Raw genomic sequence first — 6268 nt, 5'->3', positions numbered from 1 at the left:
AAGTAATATCCAGCTCCAGCGGCTAGAATCTCCGGTCATTTCGCTCTCTCGCTCGAAGCAAAAAGCGCTTCAAGGTCGAGAGCTCCAATGCCCTGCGATTCTGAGCGAGCCGCTTCCGCTTTTAATTATTATTGATTCAAGAACGCACGTAGCATCCAAGCGTGTTTTTCTAATTCTGTGTAGATGCCTAGTAGTAGGTCAGATGTCATTTCATCGTCAGAGTCTTGAGCGATTTCCATGCCTTTTTTCAGTTCGACTAGCATCATTTCGTAGTCTTTCATGATTGCTTCGACCATCCCTTCTGCAGTTTCTCCGTATGCTGCTTCTTGAATAGAAGATAGTTCTAAGTATTCTTTCATTGTTGCTACTGGTTTGCCGCCAATTGCTAAAATACGTTCTGCAATTTCATCGATGTGAGTAGCTGATTCTGTGTAAAGTTCTTCGAATTTCTCGTGTAATGTGAAGAATTGAGGTCCTTTTACGTACCAATGGAAGTTGTGAAGTTTTGTGAATAAAACGCTCCAGTCTGCTACTTGTTTGTTTAATACTTCGATTACTTGTTTGTTCATTATGATCAATCTCCTTTTGAGTTGTTATGTGATATCAATTACTAATTTATAATTATTATAATCTAGTAATCTCTATAAATCAACCCTTTTGCTGGAATTAATTTGAACAAATTATGAACTGTTGTAAATAAAAGGCCCTATTACGGTGAAGTAATAGGGCCTTTGTTTGAGATATGGCTCTTGTTCTAAACGAGCCGCTTGTGCTTTTAGTGATATCCAGCTCCAGCGGCTAGAACAGTCGGTTGTTTCACTCCTTCATTCGAGGCAAAAAGCGCCTCGTAATCAGGAGTTCCAACACCCTCCTGTTCTGAACGAGCCACTTCCGCTTTTATTTGTTAAACGGCCTTTTGTTTTTCTTCTACATCCTGCCCATCCCAGCACTCTGTATTTTTTAAGCCAGGGATAGAGTTTGCAACGAAGACAGGATCTTTTCCTTGTTTCTTTTGCTTCAAATAGTCTACTAATGCAGCGTAAGCAAATTTGCTAAGGAATGAGATGGCAATTAAGTTTGTGAATACCATTAGTCCCATGAATAAATCAGCTAAACTCCAAACTGTTTTAAGAGCAGCGATTGATCCGAAGAATACCATTCCGACAACTGCAACACGATAAATCATTAACCATGTTTTGCTTTCTTTAATGAATGCGATATTTGTTTCACCATAATAGTAGTTTCCTAGAAGTGAACTGAAAGCGAATAGGAAAATAATAATTGCTAAGAAGGTGCTTGCCCACGGTCCAATTTGTGAACTTAATGCGTTTTGTGTTAATTCGATACCTTCTAAATTTGATCCTTTGTAAAGTCCAGAACATAATACGATAAATGCTGTTGATGTACATACTAAGAATGTATCTACGAAAACGCCTAATGCTTGAACAAGCCCTTGTTTTACAGGGTGAGATACATCAGATGTTGCGGCTGCATTAGGAGAGCTACCCATTCCTGCTTCCGTAGCGAATAAACCGCGCTGAATTCCGAACTTGATTGCTGCTCCAATACCACCAGCGATGGCTTGGTCTAAACCGAATGCACCGTTAAAGATTTCCATGAAAATGCTTGGTAACATACTGAAGTTGTTAATAACGACAAAAATAGCCACGCCGATATAAACGATTGCCATTGGCGGAACAATCATTTCTGTAATACGTGAAATGCTCTTAATGCCACCAAAAATAATAACTGCAACTAATAAGGCTAATAGAGCTCCTACGATTGTTCGCTCTAGTCCAAAAGCATTTTCAAACGCTATTGTTACTGTATTTGCTTGCACTGAATTGAAAATTAATCCGTACGCAACTGTAATAAGAAGTGAAAACCAGACGCCCATCCAGCGTTTGTTTAACCCTTTTTCCATGTAATATGCTGGTCCACCACGGAACCTACTTCCATCTTTTACTTTATAAATTTGCGCAAGTGTACATTCTACAAAACTAGTAGCTGCTCCGATAATTGCGATAAACCACATCCAAAATATTGCGCCAGGTCCACCCATTGAAATTGCTAATGCTACACCAGCTAAGTTTCCGATACCGATACGTGCTGCTGCACTTAAGCAAAATGCTTGGAATGGTGAGATGCTATCTTTCTTTTTTTCTTTTCGATTAAACCCTTTACTAATTAAGCTGACCATCTCACTGAAATGAGTAATTTGGACAAATTTTAATTTAAAAGAGAAGTAAAGACCGAAGCCGATTAGCATTGCAATAAGAATATATGACCATAAAATATTATTCGTTACCTCAAGGAATCTGCTAAAGATATCAACCATATAATACACTTCCTTTTTTTCGTAATAAGAAAATTATATGCAAAAAATATACGAGAATCAATTTTTCTAAAAAATTATGTTACTTAAATCATTTTTGTGTTATGATTATGTTACATCGTAATATTTTTAGAATTATTTACATTTTAAAAAACTAAATTTAAAGCGAGAAGGTGGGGATAATTTGAAAGAAGATTCTTTATGGAAAGTAAGTCTTGAGAGTTTGAAAATGAGAAGTAATATATTTTTTATCATTACATCTTTAAGTATCTTTTTAGGGTCTACTTATTATTACAATAAAAGATTTCCAAATCACAAATATCCTGAGTGGTTAGAATTTCTAAAGTTGATTGGATGAATAAAAGACAGAAAAACAGAAAATTAAAATAAATAAGTTATGGAGGAGCTAAAAATGAATATTAGAGAAAGTGAACTTCCAGGTATTGGTTATAAGTTTCAAATCGTTACGAAAGGTAACGAAAAGATGGTAATTGTCATTCATGATGATGGTCGTAGAGAAATGTATCATTTTGATTCAGATCATGAAGAAAGCATCTCAAGTATTTCACTACGTGACTCAGAGGCGAGACAAATCGCTGCAATATTAGGTGGAATGGTATATAAGCCTAGGGCGTTAGAAAATGTTGAGATGGTTTTTGAAGGTTTAGCGATTGAGTGGTTCAAAGTGGAGAATACAGCCCCAGCAATCGGAAAAACAATTGGCGATCTTGAAATAAGAAAAACATATAGCGTAACAATAATCGCGGTTATGAAGAAGAACATGAAGAAGCTATTTAATCCAGGACCAGAAACAGTAATTGAAGAAGGAGATATGCTTGTAGTTTCAGGTGAGAGAGAAGAAATTAAAAAAATCATTAATGAATTACTTTCAAATAGGGGGGACTGATTAGATGGATACGTTAATTTTTGAAGTTGGTACAGCTTTAGTTTTAGTGGCAATTGCAGCAGTAATTGCTGGAAAATTTAAATTCTCAGTAATTCCTTTTCTAATCGTTCTTGGAATGTTAGTAGGACCGCATGCACCGACAATAGGTGTTATCGATCTCAAATTTATTGAAAGTGCAAGTGTAATTTCCTTCCTTGGACGGATTGGGGTTCTATTCCTTCTGTTCTATCTAGGATTAGAATTTTCAATGAAAAAACTAATTAAATCTGGACGCTCTATTGCGATTGGCGGAACGATTTATATTTTAATTAACTTTTCACTTGGTTTGTTATACGGATTTATAATGGGATTCCCATTACTAGAGATCTTAATTATTGCGGGTATTATTACGATTTCTTCTAGCGCTATCGTTGCTAAAGTGTTAGTGGACTTAAGAAGAACTGGTAATAATGAAACCGAATTAATTTTAGGAATTATTATGTTTGAAGATATATTCCTTGCTGTATACCTATCAGTTGTTTCTGGTTTAGTACTAGGGGATCACGCTTCCTTCTTAGGTGCCCTTACTTCAATTGGAATTGCTTTAGGATATATGCTTCTATTCTTTATAGTAGCTAGAAAGGCTACGCCGTTATTAAATAAATTGCTCAATATTAGCTCAGATGAAATCTTTATTATTGTAGTATTTGCTTCATTATTCTTCATTGCTGGTTTTTCAGAAACAATTCACGTTGCAGAAGCAATTGGAGCACTTCTTCTAGGATTAGTTTTCTCTGAGACAGAGCATAGTGACCGAATTGAACATCTTGTTGTTCCATTTAGAGACTTTTTCGGAGCTATTTTCTTCTTCAGCTTCGGGTTAAGTATTGATCCGTTCTCATTAGGCGGAGCGATATGGTTAACGTTAGGTGCTGTCCTTCTTACGATAATCGGTAACTTTGTAGCAGGAATGATTGCAGGAAGACAAGCTGGATTATCTCATAAAGCATCAACAAATATCGGATTAACAATCGTTTCAAGAGGAGAGTTCTCCATCATTATGGCTAATATCGGTATCGCCGGTGGTTTAATGTCAGTACTGAAACCATTCTCAGCACTATACGTGCTTATACTATCCATTTTAGGACCACTTTTGACAAAAGAGTCGAAGAATGTATATAAATTCTTAAATAAAATCTTTAAGTGGGATACGAAGACTAACTAAACTAAATTTTAAAAAATAAAAGTACAAGATATTTCCTGCTTGTACTTTCATTTTTGTAATGAAAACAGTAAAGAGAGGTACATGATGTTAGGAGAGTTGATCCATTCGGTTTTAGTTTTTTTAGAAGGACTTGGTTATTGGGGAATTATGCTTGGATTAATGCTAGAGGTTATTCCAAGTGAAATCGTATTGTCTTATGCAGGTTATTTAGTATCAACAGGAAGCATTACATTTTGGGGCGCTGTCGCGTTCGGTACAATTGGTGGTGTAATTGCACAACTATTCATTTATTGGATTGGTCGATATGGAGGAAGACCTGTTCTTGAGCGATATGGAAAATATATTTTAATTCAGAAGAAACATATTGATTATGCTGAAGATTGGTTTAATCGTTATGGAACTGGCGTTATCTTTACCGCACGTTTTATTCCGGTTGTGCGGCATGCTATTTCGATACCAGCGGGTATTGCGAAAATGTCACATGCTAAGTTTATTACGCTAACTACATTAGCTGTTATTCCGTGGTCAATTGTGTTTGTATATTTAGGTTTTAAATTAGGAACAGAGTGGGAAAGTATTAATAAAGTTGCGGGGCCATATGTGAAATACTTTGCACTTGCTGCTATTGTTTGTGCAATTGGTTATTTTGTATTAAAAAAAATGATGAAAAAAAAGTGATTACAGAAAAGGAATCTATGTCGACGTAGATTCCTTTTTTATTGGCATTTTTTCAAGGATGAAAGAATACGTTTAATATTTACCATATTGTGGCATACATATAGAAAAAGGGTGCTTGGAAAGGGGAATAAAGAGAAATGGAACTCCAGTTTCAAAATGTATATCAACAGGTAGAGAATTGGTATGTGTTGGATTCGGAGCTTCCTTGGGATGTCAAAAAGTTGAGAGAGGATTTGTTTTCTCTTATTGGAGTATGTAAAACGCCCGTTATTTTTTGTGATACGTGTGATGCAAATGATGTGCTTCTATCATTAGGGGAAGAGGAAGAAGAGTTCCTATTCCCAGTAGGTGGTTTTTATCATAAAGAAAAGCAATTAATTTTCGTTTGTATATGGGAAGAGTATGAGCAAGTTCTCAAAACGCTACTGCATGAATTCCGCCATGCGATGCAGCATAAGAGAGATATATTGTATGTGGGAAGTGAACGGTACGAAGAGCGGTGGATTGAAAAAGATGCGAGGAAGTTCGCGGAGAAGAAATTGGATGAATATAAGAGTAGAAAGTTAATGTAAAGCATAGTGGAGAAATAGCGCTGTGCTTTCTTTGTACTTATTAAAAATAAGTATTTGACTTTTATAAAGTTTAGTTCTAAACTAATGGTATGAAACGAGCGAGGTGATGAAATGAAAACAGAAGATAGACTAGGGCTACTATTATGGTTTCGTTTATCACGTTTTTATAATAAGAGTATTCGTGAGACGAATCAGCATTTGAAGAAATGGAATGTATCTGCCGCCCAGTTTGATGTGTTAGCTCAAGTTGGAGGACATGATCGTTTAACGCAGCAAGAACTTGGAAATAAGCTATTTGTTACGAAAGGAAATGTAACGCAGCTTTTAAATAAAATGGAGCAGCTTGAGTGGATTTCGCGTGAACAAGAGGGTACTACGAAATATATTTCTTTAACAGAAAAGGGAAGAGCTTTATATGAGGAAATCGTCCCACCTCAAGAAACGTTCCAAGCAGAGAAGTTTCATAATTTAAATATAGAGGAACAAAAGCAATTATTAACACTACTAAAAAAGTTACAGTAAGAAAAAATTTTAAAATAAATCTCGAATTCGAGATAGTATGAGGTGAAGGA

Annotated in this window: 7 protein-coding genes; 5 read left to right on the top strand and 2 right to left on the bottom strand. The window is 35.8% G+C overall.

Translation table 11 applies throughout. The annotated features are described in order from the left end of the window. Nucleotides 1–128: 128 nt before the first annotated feature. Both MR107_RS22375 and MR107_RS22370 read right to left on the bottom strand, forming a co-directional pair. Nucleotides 129–569, bottom strand: a complete 441-nt coding sequence (locus tag MR107_RS22375; RefSeq protein WP_001041895.1) for a Dps family protein — start codon at nucleotides 567–569, stop codon at nucleotides 129–131. Nucleotides 570–904: 335 nt separating this feature from the next. Continuing rightward, nucleotides 905–2338: an alanine/glycine:cation symporter family protein gene (locus MR107_RS22370; protein ID WP_000227591.1), complete on the bottom strand. Its 1434-nt coding sequence runs from the start codon at nucleotides 2336–2338 to the stop codon at nucleotides 905–907. A 409-nt stretch (nucleotides 2339–2747) separates the two neighbouring features. Between MR107_RS22370 and MR107_RS22365 the strand changes: the two genes are divergently transcribed. The 5 genes from MR107_RS22365 to MR107_RS22345 all read left to right on the top strand — a co-directional run bounded on the left by MR107_RS22365 (nucleotide 2748) and on the right by MR107_RS22345 (nucleotide 6218). Further along, nucleotides 2748–3242, top strand: coding sequence for a cation:proton antiporter regulatory subunit (locus tag MR107_RS22365; protein ID WP_001026075.1), 495 nt, complete (start codon nucleotides 2748–2750; stop codon nucleotides 3240–3242). A 4-nt stretch (nucleotides 3243–3246) separates the two neighbouring features. Continuing rightward, nucleotides 3247–4446: a cation:proton antiporter gene (locus tag MR107_RS22360; protein WP_000380223.1), complete on the top strand. Its 1200-nt coding sequence runs from the start codon at nucleotides 3247–3249 to the stop codon at nucleotides 4444–4446. Between the two features lie 84 nt (nucleotides 4447–4530). After that, nucleotides 4531–5124, top strand: a complete 594-nt coding sequence (uptA, locus tag MR107_RS22355) for an undecaprenyl phosphate transporter UptA (RefSeq protein ID WP_000900214.1) — start codon at nucleotides 4531–4533, stop codon at nucleotides 5122–5124. A 137-nt stretch (nucleotides 5125–5261) separates the two neighbouring features. Continuing rightward, nucleotides 5262–5696: a DUF3920 family protein gene (locus MR107_RS22350; protein ID WP_000422804.1), complete on the top strand. Its 435-nt coding sequence runs from the start codon at nucleotides 5262–5264 to the stop codon at nucleotides 5694–5696. A gap of 111 nt (nucleotides 5697–5807) precedes the next feature. After that, complete coding sequence (locus MR107_RS22345; RefSeq protein WP_000845480.1) at nucleotides 5808–6218, top strand: MarR family winged helix-turn-helix transcriptional regulator; 411 nt, start codon at nucleotides 5808–5810, stop codon at nucleotides 6216–6218. Nucleotides 6219–6268: the final 50 nt, after the last annotated feature.

The sequence above is a fragment of the Bacillus cereus group sp. BfR-BA-01441 genome (assembly GCF_022663075.1).
GTDB lineage: Bacteria > Bacillota > Bacilli > Bacillales > Bacillaceae_G > Bacillus_A > Bacillus_A cereus.
This window is presented reverse-complemented; position numbering and strand designations above follow the sequence as displayed.